Here is a 17997-nt window from a genome sequence, read left to right on the forward strand (position 1 = left end):
GATACGAAACTGTTCCTCTATAGACTCCAAAAAGTATTCGCCTGATCCTGCTACTCCCCATAAAAAAGACCTGATCCGGACAAACTCTCGTCGCTTTTTGGCGTGAACATAAAATTTTATAACCGCTATTGAAAAAGCAAAAGATTTCTCTGAAACTCTACCTGTATTCATGCGATAAAGTTCGCATCGAAGAAGGTTTTACAACAGAGTCCGTATCGAATAACTTAGAACTCAAAACTAAGAACTCTAAAGTTTCTCCCTTAGAAACTCGGAGGTGAACCCAACTCCGGCCTCAACCAAGGCTTCTGGAGTTCCTTCAAAAACAACGGTTCCACCGCGTTTTCCGCCCTCGGGGCCGAGGTCTATGATCCAATCGGCGCATTTAATGATATCGAGGTTATGCTCGATGATCAGAATGCTGTGTCCTTTTGCTATCAGTGCGTTGAAGCTATCGAGTAGTTTGAGGATGTCGTGAAAGTGGAGTCCGGCAGTAGGTTCGTCGAAGATGAAAAGGGTGTGTCCTTGATTGCTTCCACGGCCCAAGAAGCTGGCCAACTTGACCCGTTGAGCTTCTCCGCCCGAGAGTGTAGATGAACTCTGTCCGAGGTGAATATAGCCGAGTCCCACATCTTGCAGGGGCTGAAGCTTATCTGCGATCTTTTGGTGATTGTGTTCCGAAAAGAACTGGATGGCCTCATCGATGGTCATTTCCAGCACGCCGAAAATATTTTTTCCATCGACCTTGACCTCCAGGATCTCGTCTTTAAATCGCTGACCCTTGCATACTTCACAAGTGAGGTGTACATCGGCCATGAACTGCATTTCGATCTGTACTTCGCCCTCGCCCTCGCAGTTGGCGCACCGTCCGCCCTCTACATTGAAGCTGAAGTGCTTTGCCTTGTAACCTCGATTTTTGCTGAGTTTGTTCGATGCAAACAAAGAGCGAATTTCGTCGTAGGCCTTGACGTAGGTCACTGGGTTCGATCGGCTGCTTTTTCCAATGGGGTTTTGATCGACGAATTCCACATCGGTCATCTGATCCACGCTTCCGCCGAGTCCGTCGAATTCACCGGTACGCCCGGCATAGCCACCAAGGCGTTTCCTCAGGGCAGGATATAGAATATCCTTGATCAAGGTGCTCTTCCCGGAGCCGCTGACCCCGGAAATGACCGTAAGGACCTCCAGAGGAATACGTGTGCTGATGTTTTGCAGGTTGTTTTCGCGGCAACCGGAGAGTTCTACCCAGTTGCGATTTCCCCTTCGTGCCGTAGGCACAGGGATTTCCCGTTTCCCGTATAGGTATTGTCCCGTTAGGCTTGTTTGATCGCTCTTTAAGTCTTCGTGCGTTCCCCAGAAAATGAGTTCGCCGCCCAAGGTTCCGGCCATGGGACCAATGTCGATGAGCAGGTCGGCCGCTTTCATGATATCTTCGTCGTGTTCGACTACGATCACGGTATTTCCCAGGTCGCGAAGGCTTTTCAACACTTCAATAAGTCGTTCGGTGTCCTTGCTGTGGAGCCCGATCGAAGGCTCGTCGAGAATGTACATGGAGCCGACGAGTGAAGAGCCAAGTGAGGTCGCCAAATTGATTCGCTGTGATTCTCCGCCCGACAAGGTAGAACTTCGACGGTTGAGGGTGAGGTAATCCAGCCCCACTTGATTGAGAAAGCGCAATCGGCTGGTGATCTCGATCAAAATACGTTTAGAGACATCCTGCTCATATGCATTGAGCTCGATGTTTTCCACAAGGGGTTGCAGTTCGCCTATGGGCATTTCGACCAAATCGGTGATGCGATGCCCGCCCACTTTAACGTAGCTCGCTTCTTTGCGAAGTCGACGGCCTTTGCAAGTGGTACAACGCGTTTTTCCGCGGTAGCGACTCAGCATAACGCGGTATTGGATCTTATAGCTTTTCGATTCGAGGTATTCGAAAAACTCGTTGATACCCATGAAATGCTCGTTACCCTCCCACAGCAATTCCTTTTCGTCTTCGGAAAGCTGGAAATAGGGGCGATGTATCGGGAAATCGAACTTGGCCGCATTCATCACCAAGTCGTTTTTGTATTCCTGCATTTTATCGCCTTTCCAGCATACGACCGCATCATCGTAAATGCTGAGCGATTTGTTCGGGATCACGAGGTCTTCGTCAATTCCGATGATACTCCCATATCCCTCGCATTTTGGACAGGCGCCGTAGGGGTTGTTGAAGCTGAAGAGGTGTTCGGACGGTTCGTCGAATTTCATACCATCGAGTTCGAAGCGGTTGCTGAACTCATGCAGCGTTCCATGGTCGGCATTTTCAATGACGCAGATCCCGTTACCTTCGTAGAATGCGGTCTGGATGGAGTCGGCCAGTCGGGTTTGGGTGTCTTCATCACCGGCTCGGGCGGATAGTCGATCTATGACGAGGAAGGTGGAGTTCCAGTCGAGTTCAATCGGCTCGGCCAAGAGATCATCGATGCGCTCGACTTGCCTATCGCGCCGCAGGCGAGAAAAACCTTGCTGCTGCAGCACCTTCAGCTGCTCAATGGTAGTTCGCTCGGCGTGGAGGTGCACTGGCGCAAGGATCATAATACGCGCGCCGTCGGCGAGTTTAGCGACAGCGTTAACGACATCGGTAACGGTGTGACGCTGTACTTCTTGGCCGCTGGCGGGCGAAATGGTACGTCCGACACGGGCGTAGAGGAGTTTGAGGTAGTCGTAGATCTCGGTTGAGGTTCCGACCGTGGACCTCGGATTACGAGTATTGACCTTTTGCTCGATCGCGATGGCAGGCGCAATGCCTTTGATATACTCGACTTCGGGTTTATTGAGACGCCCGAGGAATTGGCGTGCATAGCTCGAGAGGCTTTCGACATATCGGCGTTGACCTTCGGCGTAGAGTGTGTCAAAGGCAAGGGAGGATTTTCCGGATCCCGAAAGCCCGGTCACGACGACCAAACGGTTTCGGGGTATCACAACGTCTATATTCTTGAGGTTGTGTAGTCGGGCGCCCTTGATCAGGATATTCTCTTTTGGGCTATACGATTCGATGTCCTCGGTCATAAAAAATGGTACGGTTTTTTCAGTAACACCGTTGAATCGGAAGCGTTCATTCGCTTGACGAAGCGCAAAATTAGGGGTTTAAAAGTTGTGTTGAATTAAAATAATTCTATATTTGACCCTTAGACTCCGAGATCAGTACTTGTTTAATTCTAACCTTTTAGTCGCTTATACTACACGTTTACTTTTTGTTTTTGGGAGCTGATAGAGCTTTTTGAAGCAGATTTTGAGAAGAACCAAAACTAGGTAAACTATGCACTTGAAGCAGTGTGAAGATTCTGCGTTGGTCAAAATGTACCAATGCGGAAACGAAAAAGCGCTAGAAGAATTGGTCGTACGTCACCGTCAGCGTATCTACGCTTACATATTGACAAGAGTTCATGACCAGGATTTAGCCGAAGATTTATTTCAAGATGCCTTCATCAAGGTCATTAAGACTTTGAAGGAAGGTAAGTACAACGAGGAAGGTAAGTTCTTGCCGTGGGTGTTGCGCATTTCGCACAACTTAATTATTGACCATTTCCGTCGCAACAAGCGGATGCCGATGATGGAGACCACGGAGGACTTCGATATATTCGATGTGATCGCCGATTCGGGACTAAGTGCCGAAAATCAGATCATCAAGGATCAGATCATTCAAGATGTACGCAAACTCATTCAGCAATTGCCTCCGGAGCAAAAAGAGGTGTTGATCATGCGTCATTATGCCGAAATGAGTTTCAAGGACATTGCCGAGCAAACGGGTGTGAGCATCAATACGGCATTGGGTCGTATGAGATATGCCTTGATCAATTTGCGAAAGCTCATTGCCGAGCACCATATGAACCTTACTCTGAGCTAATTCAATTTGGTTGTATGGGGGTTCTGAAAAAAAGTCTCAAAGGATAAAATAAAGGATATATGACGCCGTTTTAAAGGGGAAGTTTAACCCAACTAACCCCGTATGGCTAAAACCTTTACTCCCGATTTTTTATTGCAATATTCTTATGGAGAGTTGAGTGAAAACGACCGCCGAGAGGCGGAAACTCTCTGTGAACAAGACCCTTACCTGCGCGACGAGTTGGTGATGATTAATGAAAGTAAGGAGCTTTTGAACGAAGTTGAAGTACGTCCGTCCGATCGGACAATTCAGAACATTCTGTCATTCAGCAAAGCTTATCACGTTTCGAAACTTTCGGACGGAAGCCAAGCTGAAATGGTTCTCAACTAAAGGTTGAGAATTGAAATTAACAAAGGGAAAAGTGGCCCTCGAGGTCACTTTTTTATTCGTACCCATTCTTTCTGAGGAATTCCTTTCGGCCGATCGCCGCAGTGATATAATCACGCTCCGGTTTGAATCCTCGTGCCGGGCCGTATTGCCGACCGTAAAAAATGATCTGCAGATGTAAAGTGTTCCACTGTTCCTTTGGGAATAGTCTTTTAGCGTCCTTTTCGGTCTGGTGAACACTTTTACCGTTCGAGAGTCCCCACCTCCACATCAATCGGTGAATATGCGTATCAACTGGAAAACTTGGAACTCCGAAACTCTGGGCCATTACAACCTGAGCGGTCTTGTGTCCTACGCCGGGTAAGGACTCCAGTTTTTCGAGATCGGCCGGAACTTCTCCTTTATACTCCTCAACCAAGATGTTCGACAAACTACTAATGGCCTTTGACTTCGTTGGTGAAAGTCCGCAGGGTTTAATGATCTCTCTGATCTCTTCGACAGGAACAAGGGACATTTGATAAGGGTCAGCTGCTCGCTCAAAAAGATAGGGTGTCACTTTATTAACTCGCTCATCGGTACATTGAGCAGATAGTAAAACTGCAACCAAGAGGGTATAAGGGGCTCTATGGTCGAGGGGAACGGGAGTTTCTGGAAAGAGTTTATCGAGTTCTGTGATCAGGTAATTGACCTTTTCAGCTTTCGTCATTTTTTTGTGCCAATGAATTTGTAGAGAATTCTTCGAAGTTCGGAAACGTCGATGGGCTTCGAAAGAAAATCGTCCATTCCCGCCCCCAAAGCTTGATTTCGCGACTCGCTAAATGCATCAGCCGTAAGGGCAACTACCGGTAAATGTTCCTTTTTCAGTTGGGGTTCTTTCTTTCGCCATTCCTTGATGGTTTCAATACCATCCTTGATGGGCATTTGAATATCCATTAAAACCAAATCGTATTCATTGGTTTCCATTTCGGCAAGCGCTTCTTCTCCATTGGTCACGAGCTTGACGTTATGATCCCACTTTTCAAGAACCTTCTTTAATACCAATTGATTCATGATGTTGTCCTCAGCAAGGAGTAAGTTAAAATGTCGCAACGGAGTTGATTCGGACCAATGTTGTCCGTTTTGAGAGGATTCTTCCGGGGAAACCTTCTCAAAGGGAATGGAAAAATTGAATTCGGTTCCCTTTCCTTTTTCGCTTTTCACTTTTATGGAACCGCCCTGACCTTCGATGAACCTCTTGATAATGGTGAGTCCTAGCCCTGTTCCGCCATACTTTCGCGTTGTATCACTTCCCTCTTGTTCAAACCCATCGAATATTTGATCGAGACGGTCCGCGTTAATTCCAACACCTGTGTCTTTGACCCGGAAGTCAACCCAGAGTAGTCCGTCCTCCTCGCGACTTAAAAATGCCGAAATACGGATGAAGCCCTTTTCCGTGAATTTCACTGCGTTTCCTACGAGGTTCAAAAAGATTTGATTCAGCTTCATTCGGTCTCCTTTAATCGAATCTGGGATATCCTCGGCGATTTCGGAAATGAGGTCAATTCCGAGTTCATTCAAACGGAATTCAAAGGTCTGGCGGATACCTTTAAATGCGCGGCGAAGGCCGAATGGAATTTTTTCGAAGGTTAGTTTTCCGGCTTCGATCTTTGAGAAATCCAAAACCTCATTGATGATACCAAGAAGATTGTCGGCCGAATACTTCATCGACTGGACGTAATGCTCTTGCTCCTCGGCTAAAGATTCTTGCAACAGAATGTCCGTTAACCCAATGATGGCGTTCAGAGGAGTTCGAATCTCATGACTCATTTTAGAAAGGAATTCACTCTTAGCCAAGGTTGCCTTTTGAGCGATATCTCTTGCCTCGATTAGCTCTTTACGAGACGCTACCGTTTCGGTTATATCAAGTGCATATCCGATGAACATGATGACCTGATCGTTTTCGACCAATGGGAACCAACGTCATAAATGGTACTCTTTTCCATTTGGGCCATCCAACTCTTCCTTCCATTCGACCATTTTTCTGGCTTTCTGGACGGTATTGAAAAAGTGTCTTCGCTCTTCGGCAATTGAAATAGGTTTGTTTCTGTGTTCGCAATAATCGAAGTCATCCTTGCCGATGAGCCATTTGCGGGTCTCCGGGTCTTTTACTGCCATTGGGGTTACGAACAAGTACTTATGATTAGCATCGGCCACAACCACATCAGCCGGGATGTTATTCAAGATGGCCTCGTAGAAATCCTTTTGTTTTTGAAGCTCCTCGGTCCTTTCTTTAACTTTGGATTCAAGGTTCTTATTAAGTTGAGTGAGCTCCTGATTGGCGCTATATAGTTCATGGGATCGCTCTTCGAGAAATGCCTCTGCTTGTTTTCTCGCCCGGCGCTCTCGTTCGAGTGCTTTTTTTAATATTTCGTTTTCCGTGATCAAGAGCGGTCAGTGAGTCGTATCAATACGATCGATCCGTCTTTCTTAACTGTTTCCGTTTCGATCTCAATTTCCCTGTTGTAATGCTCTGCAGATGCCTCGATAAGGCCGAGGGCCATGTCTGATAGTTTTCGCTCGGAAGAATTAGTCATTTCCAAGACTTTACCATCTCGTTTTGTTTCAAATCTCGGTAGCTCGGCATCCGGATGGAGTTTCTTTACTTCCACATGAATGTGATTGTCGATTTGTTCAAGCAAATCATACGGGTGTTCTACCCCTTCAAAGAAAACAGAATAGCTTTTTCTGAATGTGCGAAAAAGATGATGTCCGAAGACTCTCAAAAGATCGGGCACCGGAATATTAGAGGATTTACTTAGGGCCACAACAAGTGCAACCATTTCCTCGTGAGGATAGATGCCTACTCAAGTATACGCTCCGCCACTTGCTAGATCAGTGCTTTCGATTAAGTGATCAACAGTTTCTAATCCGAACTTCTCTTCAACCAGTTCCATGAATTCCGAAAAAACAATTCCTTTCATTTAGGGTACATTTAAGCCTTGTTAAATTACGAAAAATAGCTTGTGGCTTACCATTTTGAGCTTTTGAACAATCAGGTGGGATTGGCGTAATGATGTACAAAAAGTAAATAATTATGAGTGAATTAAAGGTTGGGGATAAGGCGCCCTTATTCGAAGGAATTGACCAAAACGGCGAAACGCTACAGCTGAGGGCACTTCAGGGCAAAAAGGTGGTGTTGTATTTTTATCCAAAGGACAATACACCCGGATGTACGGCTGAGGCTTGCAATCTGCGCGACCATCACGATTTACTGAAGGAGGAGGGATTCGTCGTGTTGGGCGTGAGCGCGGATACGCAAAAGAAACACTCTAATTTTATTGAAAAATATGATCTTCCTTTTCAGCTTATCGCGGACACTGAAAGAGAGATCATCGAGTCCTATGGCGCCTGGGGTTTAAAGAAATTCATGGGCAGGGAGTTCGAAGGAATCATTAGAAAGACCTTCGTAATAGACGAGCAAGGTAAAATCGATCAAATCATAGAAAAGGTCAAAACTAAGGCTCATGCAGAGCAAATTCTAGAAGCCTATGAATCGTGAATAAATTATTCAAAAAACGACCCTACATAGCGTTGCCCGTGGCCCCGACAAGGTCTATATTTGGTTGCAAATGATTGACAAAAACTAGGATAGAACAATATTATGGACGAGAAAGAAAAAGCCGCGAAACTCAAGGCCTTGAAACTGACGATGGACAAACTCGATAAGACCTACGGAAAGGGAGCTGTCATGAAGATGGGCGACTCTGCAGTAGAGAATGTTGACGCCATTCCTTCGGGATCATTGAGCCTTGATATCGCTTTAGGAATTGGTGGTTATCCTAGAGGTCGTGTAGTAGAAATCTATGGGCCTGAGTCTTCCGGAAAAACAACGCTTACTCTACACGCAATTGCCGAAGCACAAAAGCAAGGAGGTATTGCGGCCTTTATTGATGCGGAACATGCTTTTGATCGCTTTTACGCGGAAAAGTTGGGTGTCGATATTGACAACTTATACGTAGCACAACCCGATAACGGTGAGCAGGCATTGGAGATCGCTGACAACCTTATTCGCTCTGGTGCGATTGATATTATCGTCATTGACTCAGTCGCAGCACTCACTCCAAAAAGCGAGATTGAAGGTGAGATGGGGGACTCTAAAGTAGGTCTCCAGGCTCGTTTGATGTCCCAAGCATTGAGAAAGCTGACGGGAACCATTAGTAGAACTGGTTGCTGTTGTATTTTCATTAACCAGCTCAGGGAAAAAATCGGTGTCATGTTCGGAAACCCCGAGACCACTACGGGAGGAAATGCCCTGAAGTTTTATTCTTCTGTGCGTCTCGATATTCGCCGAATTGGTCAAATAAAGGATACCGATAGTGTGACTGGAAACCGAGCTCGAGTAAAAGTAGTGAAGAACAAAGTCGCCCCTCCTTTCAAGCAAGCCGAATTCGATATCATGTATGGTGTTGGAATATCAAAGGTCGGTGAAATTGTGGACCTTGGAGTTGACCACAACGTACTCCAAAAAAGCGGATCGTGGTATAGCTATGGTGATACCAAGTTAGGTCAAGGGCGCGATGCTGTTAAAAATATATTACTCGACAACCCCGAACTTTCTGAGGAAATAGAAGGAAAGATCCGAGAGATCATAAACCAGGACGTATGATTCGTGTTGGCCTTTTAATTTTCGCTGTGGTTTTCTTCTTTAGCTGTGCTCAAGAAGCGAGCAATGAAAAGGAGAGTGCCGTTGAACTGAGTTCCAATGACAGCCTCCGGCGAGTATTGAAAAATGACTCGACCGATGCTCGAGCTCTTGCGCGCCTGGCTTTGCTTGAGCTGCAAGAAAGGGATCTGAAGAAATCTCAGTTGGCAGCGAACAAGGCCATTCGACTCGATTCGAATGATACGTATGTACTCGAATCGTTTGGAGATGTCTTCTTTGTTTTGAATCAAACGAGAAAGTCTCGCGACGTCTGGACCCGCTGTGCCGAGATCGATGAAAACAATGTCGGCTGCAGGCTGAAATTAGCCGAATTGTATTTTGCGGTTCGCAATTACAAGCCGGCCTTGGACCGGCTTAACGAAGTTCTCCTGATTGAAGGAAGAAATGCGAATGCTCTATTTCTCAAAGGTAATGTCTTCAAGGAAATGGGCGATACAGCCAATGCGATCAAGTTTATTCAATCGGCTATTGACGCCGACCCTGCTTACTTCGATGCATATGAGCAATTAGGAGTGGTATATGCGGCCAAAGATGATTCATTGGCCGTGGTTTATTACAAGAAGGCTATAGAGCTTCGGCCGAATGAGCCGAACACCTATTATAACCTAGGTGTGTACCACCAAGAACGCGAAGAGTGGAACAGGGCTCTGGAGGCATATGCTGCGGCTGTTCAAATCGCCCCCAGTCATTATAATAGTCATTATAATATGGGGTATATAAATGTACTTCTTAGTTCTTGGAATCAAGGCGCTGTCCATTTTACCGACGCACTCAATGTTAAGCAAGATTTTTATCAGGCACTTTACGGACGGGCCTATTGCCTTGAAATGATGGGTGATGTGCGCCGAGCGAAAGCGGATTATGAAGCTGCCCTCAACATGAAGGTAGATTATCAACCGGCCAAAGAAGGTTTAGCAAGGGTCGAAAAAACATTGAACTACGGAAACTGATCAGAGTTTTGTAGTGAGGTTTTGAACCACCTTGAATCCCGTCAAGAATTCTTTTGCTACGATTCTGATGAGCGTGTAAAGCGGAATGGCAACTATCATTCCTACAACCCCACCAATCGTACCGGCCACGGAGATCACCAAGAAAATCTCGAGAGGGTGAGCTAGCACTGAATTGCTGAAAATCACGGGTTGCGAAACGATGTTATCGAAAAGCTGAACGATGATAAAGGTCACCATGACCTGTAGGGCTAGAACGCCACTGTGGTCGGCAAACCCGAGTTCGATATTGAGCAGCAGGCTCATAGACAAAGCGAACGTGCCCCCAATTATAGGACCGATATATGGGATCAAGTTGAAGATTCCGGCAAAGAACCCAATGGTTAGTGCATACTTTACCCCGATAATGGATAGACCAATTGTCAGCAGGAGGGTAATAATGCTAATTTGGATCAGCAGCCCTATACAATAGCGTGAGAGCAATCGTTGAGAATTCGAGAGTACTCGTTTCATTGGCTCCATGTGCTTTTCCGGGGTAAGAGAAAAAGCGATTTGAGTCAATATGTACTCGTCTTTGAGTAGGAAGAATGTGATAAACGAGATCGAGAACATTGCCACGATTAGTCCACTGAAGGTGCCTAGTACACCACCCATGACGGAAGAAACATCTGTTACCTGAAGCAGTTCTGAAAGAGGAGCCTCGAGTATTCTTCGGTCGTTCAAAGTGTCCGATTCCAAGTTGTAACGCTCAAGAAAAGCGACCACGTCATTTCGCAGTGGCTCAATGCCTTCCCAGATCTTTTTGATTTCAATATTCGAGATAATCTCAACCCCTTGGGCGATCAACGGAGTCAATAGGCTGAATAAGCCTACGATGAACAGAATAAAAGTCGCTAGAACTAATAGCGCCCGAGCCCATGATGGCAAATGGCGATCTCGGATTCGAACATTATTGAGGTGGTTCATTAATGGACGACCAATGAGTGCCAATATCGCACTAATGATGAAGTATACGACCAGCGACCGTACGTACCATAAAAGAGCGAGGAACAAAATAAGGCTTATTCCGCCTATGATCTGACGAGTACGTTGATTCATGCTAAGGGGTTTCTTCCCCTAAAAATACGAATTGAATCAAGTTAGCACCCATACGAAGTGCTTGTTCTCGAACTTCCGGGCGATCGTTATGAACTTCCGGACCCTCCCAGCCATCACCGAGGTCACTTTCGTAGGAGTAAAAAAGTACCAATCGACCCTCGTAGATCAACCCAAATCCCTGCGGAGGGAGGTTGTCGTGCTCGTGAACTTTAGGTAGACCGCTGTCAAAATCGTACCTCTGATGGTAGATGGCATGATCGAAAGGGAGCTCAACAAGTTCGAGTTCTGGAAATACCTTTTTCAGCTCTGGTCTGATATAAGGGTCCATTCCGTAATTGTCGTCAATATGTAAAAAACCTCCGCCGATAAGGTAATTTCGCAGGTTTTCGGCTTCTTGAGCGTCAAAAACGACGTTTCCGTGCCCAGTCATATGAACGTATGGGTAATTGAATAATTCGGGACTTCCGACCTCTACGGTCTCGTATTCTCGAGCGATATCAGTTCCGAGTTGCTCATTGCAAAATGCTATGAGGTTGGTTAAGCTGCTCGGGTTCGCATACCAATCGCCACCACCGCGATATTTCGCCACGGCGAGCTTGAAGTTTTGCCCAAGGCTTGTCAATGTAGCAGCTATGAATACGACAAGTAAGAACGATCTTTTCATACGGCAAACCTAGGTTAACGAATCAACTCTTCAAATTCTTTCTTCACAATGTCCAAGGAATTAAATCCCATGAGCTTTCTGAAAAGATCAACGCAGTTACATGCCCTTAAGTGCAATAGCCGCGCACGAAATGAGTCAGGCCGTTTCTTTACGCAGACGCATGTCGCCAAGGTCTAGAGGTACAAATCCGCCCGCAAGGGTGCCTTCGATCTCGCGTTCGGAAAAATCTCCCTCCGGCCCAATAGCGATGACACAATCGGAGCCGTCAATGGCGTTCAGTCCTTTCTTATTCCCCTCGATGCAATGGGCAATGTATTTTTCTTTTTCTTCGGCCTGCGGCCAGAATTGCGACGTCGCGATTAAATCGTGCAATTCGGGTAAGTGGCTGCGTTTCGATTGTTTCATGGCAGCGACCATTATTCGATGGAGACGATCGAGGTTGATCTTCGCGCGCTCGCTGTGTTCTGCTCGCAACAGAGTAATCTTTTCCACGCCGATCTCTACGGCCTTTTCGATCAACCACTCTATGCGATCCCGATTTTTTGTGGGTCCGATGGCCAAATGGAGGTGGACGCTACGTTTATTTTCGGTCTTTACTTCGATAATTCGGAGCGATACCTGCTTCGGGTTGATAGAGCTGATTTCCGCGAGGAATCGGTTTCCTTTTCCATCGACCACTTCCAACGCGTCGTTTTCCTTCATTCGAAGTACTCGTGTGGCATGCTGGCTTTCATCGGGCGGTAAGGTAGGTGCCGCTGGAGAAATTTCGGGGGCGTAAAATACGGGCATATTACTTTTCGCTAATGAATTTTCCGACGAGGAACGCCACAAGTACGGTCATGTATAGCTGTCCGACCAAGGCCAAGGAATAGGCTGAAAATTGAGCAATCGGAGCCTTGGGAGTTACATCGCCATATCCCAGGGTCGACATGGTAACGAACGAGTAATAGATGAAATCGTGCAAATTTGGGTCTTTGGTATACGAGAAGTACAGTGCTTCCGGGTTCGACACTTCTACTGCTACAAAAAGGAGTGCAGCGGAAATTCCTACGAGAATATAGATGCTGATAGAACCCAATAATACGTGTAGGTTTATCCGTTTTGATCCGGCGACTTGGGTTACCATTCTAACAGTCAATAGGCCAAAGTAAACGATGACCACGAGTGCAAAAAAGATGCGAATGTGTCCGGGAATTTGAAAGAACATGACCCCCTGGGATATGGCGGCAAGTAATCCAAAGGCTACCCACGGCCTGTTATTTGGATGATTGGCATCCAGACTATAAACACCTGAAAGCAGGATTGCCATGATGATTATGGTAAATACCCAACCTTGGGCATTTGTGTGGTCAGCAATAGCGATGCTCAACAAGCCCAGGATCGTTGTCGTCAACAACAGGAGGTAGGGCTCTCTTAAAATCGCCCGTAATCTTCTGAATGAAGGCTTCATTTTAATCCTATAATTGCGGAATTCGTCCGGGAATTTGAGGGAGGTTGTCGCTTTCCATGCTTTCATAGAGGGCACCCAACTCCTCGTCGATCGCTCGCAGCTCATCCAAAACGGGTTTAATCCCTTCACGAACATACCGGGCATTCTCAAGTTGCTGGGCAGTTGGCTCAGTACTTGCATTCCAGCTGTAATAAGCCGTCGTACTTAAGCGACTCGTTAAACCCGGAGGTGCGGCAAATTCACGACTAGTTAAGGTCTGATCACCATCGAGTTTTACTTCGATGGTATGCAATCTATTCTTGAGGTCGTTCATCTTTTGGGTGTTCTCCGTATTGAAGGACGTAGACTGTTGCATCAAGCCTCTTATATGAGCCCATTTGTCCTCCAATTCAGCTCGAGCGTTTCGAGCCCCGTACACGACTCGACTGAGTTCGCGTAAATCGTTATAGAAGGCCATAAGGGCACTTCGATCCCCCTCGGGAAGAGAGGTATTCCCGAGGGGGATACAGCTGAATTCATGTGGTTCCACGAGAGTTCTTACACCTGAAGTATCCACTTGGTGCATGCTTATGAAGTACTTCCCTGGAACGGCAGGATAACTACTTCCACCTTCGTAGAAATTGTTTGAGGCTTTATTAGAAACGGGATCCAAAGACCGGTACTCAAAATCCCAGGTGATCCGCTGTATACCCTTTCGCGCACCGGCCTGCAGGCGGCGCACAAGATTTCCGTTTTCATCTGTGATGTCGAAAAAAAGGTAGGGGGCTTCTTCCGTGTCTTCGGCAACCAGTTCCGCGTAATTGGGATAGGGAGTATCCTTGCCATCCTTGGCGAGCTTGGCTTCTCTTTTTCTTCGGGCTGCCTCACGGGTCGTCAAATCATCTTTCACGTAATAAGTGAAGGTGGCTCCGAATGGCGGATTGTCTGCAGCCCAATACGTTTCACCTTTGAAGCCATTTTTGCCATAAATATTGGGTGAAGCTTCTCGGTACATCAAAGCAGTGGGAATGTCAAAAATGTGAGCTTCGTTGCTCATGAGGTCTTTATTTATTTCGCGAAGTGCAGAATAGTCGTCTAATACGTAGAAACCCCGCCCAAAGCTGGCTAAAACCAAATCATTGTGTTCGGGCTGAATTTCCATGTCGCGAATGGCGATGGTCGGCAATCCCGATTTCATTTGAACCCAATGCGCTCCTCCATCGAGCGTGACATATGCACCGAATTCCGTTCCACAGAATAAGATGTTTGGGTTTTCATGATCCTCAGCTATGCAGTACGCGGAGCCACGGGCGGGCAGGTTGGCAGCAATCGATGTCCAGCTCTTCCCCTTGTTGGTTGATTTCAGCACATAGGGCTTGAAATCTCCGTTTTTGTGATTGTTGAAAACCGCATAAACCGTATTTGTGTCGTGTTGAGAGGCGAGAAGGTAATTCACATACGTACGATCAGGAACGCCGGGAAACTCTTTGTGAACCGTCCAGGATTTACCGTCGTTATCGGTGACGTGCACGAGGCCGTCGTCGGAACCGGCATAGAGCAGACCTGATTTCACAGGGCTTTCATGTAGGGCGACCAATGCACCATAAATACTGGTGCTCTTATTCTTCATTACGGCATCAATACTCCAAACCCGATCCATTACGGGGAGGGTGTTTCTGTCGATCTTACGGGTCATGTCGTCACTAATGGCTTGCCAAGTCTGACCGCGGTCATCACTTTTAAAAAGCTTATTTGCTCCAAAGTACAAGCGGGTATGACTGTGCGGGCTAATGATCAATGGAGCGTCCCAATTGTAAACGAGTGCGTCTTCTCCCGGTTTAGGCATGGGTTTTATATCGGTTCGCTCACCTGATTTGCGGTCGTAGCGAACCAAGTATCCGTATTGGCTCTGTGCGTAAATTATATTTGGGTCTGTCGGATCGACTTGTGTTTCAAAACCGTCACCACCTTTGGTCAAAAACCAGTCCTCATTTGGTATACCGGCATGGTTGATCGTCCGCGATGGGCCTCCCATTGAGAAGTTGTCTTGGGTTCCGCCATATACGTTGTAGAAGGGTTTTGCTCGATCGAGACTAACTTTATAGAACTGAGTAACGGGCAAGTTGGGGTGGAATTTCCAGGTTTTGGCCCCGTCAAATGATTCGTAGATACCGCCATCACAGCCGGCAAGCAAGTAGTCGTCATCCTCGGGATCGATCCAGAGGCAGTGATTGTCTACATGTTTGTTTCGTTCGCCTGTGCGCTCGAAATTCTTTCCTCCGTCCCGAGTAACGAAGCCGTAGGTGTTCATGACATACACCGTTTGAGCATCTGTCGGATGGGGCACGAGCTCTTGGTAGTAGTTTCCACTTGTACTCAGGTCGTTTACCTTGGACCAACTCTCACCACGATCAGTGGAACGAAAGAATCCACCTGCGTCGTAAGCAGCTTCAATGATCGCATAAAGGATATCCGGATCCGCGGGACTTACGGCCATTCCAATTCGCCCCACGTCACCAGTGGGTAGCCCCGATTTCAATTTTTTCCAGTCCGCGCCACCGTCTACCGACTTATAAATAGCCGATTCGGGTCCGCCCGAAATATAAGTCCACACATGACGACGTCGTTGATGTGCCGTAGCATATAGAATGTCTGGATTCCTTGGGTCGAGCTGAATCTCGTTGAACCCGGTGTGCTCGCTCACGTCGAGGACCTTTTCCCAAGATTCACCCCCATTGGTTGTTTTGTATACACCTCGGTCTCCACCTGCGCTCCAAAGTGGGCCGTAGGCAGCCACATACACCGTATTGCTGTTCCTGGGATCGACGGTGATCATACCGATGTGCTCTGAGTTCTTGAGGCCTTTATTCTTCCAGGACTTACCGCCGTCTTTACTTAAATAAACTCCATCGCCGTAGGCCACTGATCGCTGGTTGTTGTTTTCTCCGGTACCTGCCCATATCACATTGGAGTTATTGGGGTCCATGGTAACACATCCTATGGAGTATGATCCTTGGCTGTTGAATATGGGCTTGTAGGTAGTGCCAGCGTTGGTGGTTTTCCATACACCACCAGATGCAACCGCTACATAATACTCCGCGCGGTCGTTCGGATTCACGGCAAAGTCCGAAATACGACCCGAAGTTAGCGCTGGTCCCAGGTTGCGAAATGAAAATGCGCCAAGGTCTCCTGATGTGTACCAGTGTTTTTCTTCGTCTTGTGCAAAGGCCGTTAAGAATGAAATGCTCAGGAATAGAAGTAGTACTTTTTTCATGTTTAGGAATTTCAGGAAGGGCAATTTAAGGGATTTACTTCTTATCTCGTCGACACTTGATTTTCGTTATAATTACTACATTCAATCAAAATTGAGGACTATGATATTAATGCTATTGGCCAAGACGCTTTACTTGCAGCGAGTGACTGGATTCATTGGAGCTCGGTGTACACACACGGGGTATGTGATTCGAGCAATGTTTTTGATTCAAATCTGTGTTTGCTCCGCGTTGGTCATGAGGATGGCACTGAGTACGATGGAGGGGGGTATATATTCTTTACGACGTGCTATGGTTGTGGAATAAGTGCATTTAGTTCAGAAGATGAACTGCCAATAGTTCGTAAGGAGAAGATCCAGGCTCTGCTAAAAGCAGGAAGTCAAGACCTTATGGATTCAGAAAGAGAGATCATTTTAGCATATCACGAGCTCACGTCGGATGGAGTTGATTTAGTTCTCTTCGAAGATGTTTATCTCGATCCACAAACCAAGGTACATTACGTTGTGTATGCCAGAGGATCGGAAGGTGACGGGAAGGATCTTGAAATTCAAAAACGGTGGTTCAAGGACACCGACCCTGAGATTCAGGAGATATTGCGTACTTTAAAAAATGACTAAAAAAGCCTCTACCGAAGCAGAGGCCAAGGTTTCCACCTGCGGCATATAGCCTTATTGTGAAAAGATTGAAAACGATTATTTTCATAACGAAGATACAAAAAACATGAAAATACTAGGATTAGATTTAGGGACGAATTCAATTGGGTGGGCCATTGTGGATGATGAGCAAAAGAAAATACTAGGGACAGGAGTAAGAATATTCCCTGCAGGAGTTGAGAATTTAGGAGATGGCGAAGGTGAGTTATCAAAAAACGCATCTCGTCGTATGGCACGTGGGACTAGGCGTCAATATTTTCGACGAAAGCTCAGGAGAAACATGATGAAAAAGGTACTCAGAGCAAATGCAATGTGTCCAGCAAACTCTCCTGAATACAAGGACTGGATAAATTTAAATCCATATACATTCCGTTCGAAAGCCTTAAAAACGCAAATTTCATTGTTGGAATTAGGCAGAGTCTTTTATCACATGGTTCAGCGCAGAGGTTTCCAAAGCAATAGTAGGTCTCAGGACCCTCAGGAGTCAAGCGTAATTTTCGATGAAGACAAAACTAATGAGGAAAAGACTGGAAAACCAGGTATCGTTTCAACGCGTGAAGGCATAAAGTCTGCAGATTCCACTTTAGGCGATTATTTGAACTCTCTTCTTCCCACAGGGGTGAATCTTATATAAGATCTTCTCAGAGAGTGCGAAACCGGTATGTAGAGCGCAGTATGTACCGTGAAGAGTTTGACCAAATCTGGGCGAAACAAAAGAAATACTATCCGGAGATATTAACTGATGATCTACGAATAAGCATCGGAGGAAATAAAAAAATAGATGGGTCCGATGGGATTCTATTTTTTAGCCGACCCTTAAGATCTCAAAAGTTCTTAATCAGTAAATGCACATTCGAACCTAAAAAGCCACGAGCCCCACTCTCGTGCATTGAATCAGAGGAGGTGTATTGACCCCCTATAAATTGGACAGAAATTATCAATCAATTTAGCAGAGTTTTTGGGTTTAACAAGTTATTTTCTTG

The 17997-nt window shown here is 46.3% G+C and carries 16 protein-coding genes and 1 pseudogene; 7 read left to right on the top strand and 10 right to left on the bottom strand.

All coding sequences use genetic code 11. The features are described 5' to 3' along the window. Window positions 1-246: 246 nt before the first annotated feature. Window positions 247-3045, bottom strand: a complete 2799-nt coding sequence (uvrA, locus tag J4F31_09050; GenBank protein MCE2496704.1) for an excinuclease ABC subunit UvrA — start codon at window positions 3043-3045, stop codon at window positions 247-249. Between the two features lie 250 nt (window positions 3046-3295). Between uvrA and J4F31_09055 the strand changes: the two genes are divergently transcribed. Further along, the gene (locus J4F31_09055) at window positions 3296-3883 is read left to right on the top strand and encodes a sigma-70 family RNA polymerase sigma factor (GenBank protein MCE2496705.1); all 588 of its coding nucleotides are present in this window, start codon (window positions 3296-3298) and stop codon (window positions 3881-3883) included. Between the two features lie 102 nt (window positions 3884-3985). Continuing rightward, the gene (locus J4F31_09060; protein ID MCE2496706.1) at window positions 3986-4252 is read left to right on the top strand and encodes a hypothetical protein; all 267 of its coding nucleotides are present in this window, start codon (window positions 3986-3988) and stop codon (window positions 4250-4252) included. 52 nt (window positions 4253-4304) lie between these two features. On the opposite strand, the gene J4F31_09065 is transcribed toward J4F31_09060, so the two are convergent. From J4F31_09065 to J4F31_09080, 4 genes and pseudogenes are all read right to left on the bottom strand, one after another. Then, window positions 4305-4955 (bottom strand): endonuclease III, encoded by a 651-nt coding sequence (locus J4F31_09065; GenBank protein MCE2496707.1) that lies wholly within the window; start codon window positions 4953-4955, stop codon window positions 4305-4307. Beyond that, entirely contained in the window at window positions 4952-6196 is a 1245-nt protein-coding gene (locus J4F31_09070) for a response regulator (GenBank protein ID MCE2496708.1), read from the bottom strand. Before J4F31_09070 ends, J4F31_09065 begins: the two co-directional genes overlap by 4 nt. 12 nt (window positions 6197-6208) lie before the next feature. Further along, entirely contained in the window at window positions 6209-6673 is a 465-nt protein-coding gene (locus J4F31_09075) for a hypothetical protein (protein ID MCE2496709.1), read from the bottom strand. Next, window positions 6670-7209: pseudogene (locus J4F31_09080) on the bottom strand (heme NO-binding domain-containing protein). The gene J4F31_09075 and the pseudogene J4F31_09080 overlap by 4 nt, the downstream one beginning before the upstream one ends. Before the next feature lie 113 nt (window positions 7210-7322). Between J4F31_09080 and bcp the strand changes: the two are divergent. The 3 genes from bcp to J4F31_09095 all read left to right on the top strand — a co-directional run bounded on the left by bcp (window position 7323) and on the right by J4F31_09095 (window position 9901). Then, entirely contained in the window at window positions 7323-7787 is a 465-nt protein-coding gene (gene bcp, locus J4F31_09085) for a thioredoxin-dependent thiol peroxidase (GenBank protein MCE2496710.1), read from the top strand. 102 nt (window positions 7788-7889) lie between these two features. Then, window positions 7890-8894, top strand: coding sequence for a recombinase RecA (gene recA / locus J4F31_09090; protein ID MCE2496711.1), 1005 nt, complete (start codon window positions 7890-7892; stop codon window positions 8892-8894). Next, window positions 8891-9901, top strand: coding sequence for a tetratricopeptide repeat protein (locus tag J4F31_09095; protein MCE2496712.1), 1011 nt, complete (start codon window positions 8891-8893; stop codon window positions 9899-9901). The genes recA and J4F31_09095 overlap by 4 nt, the downstream gene beginning before the upstream one ends. On the opposite strand, the gene J4F31_09100 is transcribed toward J4F31_09095, so the two are convergent. The 5 genes from J4F31_09100 to J4F31_09120 all read right to left on the bottom strand — a co-directional run bounded on the left by J4F31_09100 (window position 9902) and on the right by J4F31_09120 (window position 16363). Next, window positions 9902-10996 carry an AI-2E family transporter gene (locus J4F31_09100; GenBank protein MCE2496713.1) on the bottom strand — a complete coding sequence of 365 codons (1095 nt, stop codon included), beginning with the start codon at window positions 10994-10996 and terminating at the stop codon, window positions 9902-9904. It abuts the gene before it with no gap. 1 nt (window position 10997) lies between these two features. Beyond that, on the bottom strand, window positions 10998-11660 hold the full coding sequence (locus J4F31_09105; protein ID MCE2496714.1) for a DUF4159 domain-containing protein: 663 nt from the start codon (window positions 11658-11660) through the stop codon (window positions 10998-11000). Window positions 11661-11795: 135 nt separating this feature from the next. Continuing rightward, complete coding sequence (locus J4F31_09110) at window positions 11796-12449, bottom strand: 16S rRNA (uracil(1498)-N(3))-methyltransferase (protein ID MCE2496715.1); 654 nt, start codon at window positions 12447-12449, stop codon at window positions 11796-11798. Between the two features lies 1 nt (window position 12450). Beyond that, a complete protein-coding gene (locus J4F31_09115; GenBank protein ID MCE2496716.1) occupies window positions 12451-13053 on the bottom strand; it encodes a hypothetical protein in 603 nt (200 codons plus the stop codon). Between the two features lie 64 nt (window positions 13054-13117). Further along, on the bottom strand, window positions 13118-16363 hold the full coding sequence (locus J4F31_09120; GenBank protein ID MCE2496717.1) for a glycosyl hydrolase: 3246 nt from the start codon (window positions 16361-16363) through the stop codon (window positions 13118-13120). 219 nt (window positions 16364-16582) lie between these two features. Between J4F31_09120 and J4F31_09125 the strand changes: the two genes are divergently transcribed. Both J4F31_09125 and J4F31_09130 read left to right on the top strand, forming a co-directional pair. Next, window positions 16583-16978 carry a hypothetical protein gene (locus J4F31_09125; protein MCE2496718.1) on the top strand — a complete coding sequence of 132 codons (396 nt, stop codon included), beginning with the start codon at window positions 16583-16585 and terminating at the stop codon, window positions 16976-16978. A gap of 103 nt (window positions 16979-17081) precedes the next feature. Beyond that, window positions 17082-17648, top strand: coding sequence for a hypothetical protein (locus J4F31_09130; GenBank protein ID MCE2496719.1), 567 nt, complete (start codon window positions 17082-17084; stop codon window positions 17646-17648). The last annotated feature ends 349 nt before the right edge of the window (window positions 17649-17997 follow it).

The organism is Flavobacteriales bacterium (assembly GCA_021296215.1).
Taxonomy (GTDB): Bacteria; Bacteroidota; Bacteroidia; order Flavobacteriales; family ECT2AJA-044; genus ECT2AJA-044.